The organism is Corynebacterium sp. HMSC066C02 (assembly GCF_001814945.1).
GTDB lineage: Bacteria > Actinomycetota > Actinomycetes > Mycobacteriales > Mycobacteriaceae > Corynebacterium > Corynebacterium aurimucosum.
Window position 1 is genome coordinate 1 of the sequence record NZ_KV818457.1, and the last position, 311, is coordinate 311.

Consider the following 311-nt stretch of genomic DNA (forward strand, 5'->3'; position numbering starts at 1 on the left):
CCGGATTTAATGTGGCCTTCGGGCAGTGACCAGGCAGCCACTAGGGATAGTGCGGTGGTGTTGATATCGGCGTCAAGGCTGGGCATGGCCCCGACCCAGGTTTTATAGGTGGCTCTCCGGGCTTGAGCACGGGCCATCGCGTGTGGATTATTAGGGTTGGTGGTGGAAAAGAAGAAGGTAGGCGGGCGTGTAGCAGTAGTGGTCATGGTCTCCCCCGAGATCAACATGAGTTAGAAGAAGTGTTCTAACCATGATTCTAGTACCACACGCCCCACATAGCCATAGTTAGCGCTAAATTCATGTCAAGTCGT

1 pseudogene is annotated in these 311 nt (G+C 53.7%); it reads right to left on the reverse strand.

Features of this window, described 5'->3' with window-relative positions:
• Positions 1-206: pseudogene (locus HMPREF2996_RS12885) on the reverse strand (HNH endonuclease); the annotation flags it as partial.
• Positions 207-311: the final 105 nt, after the last annotated feature.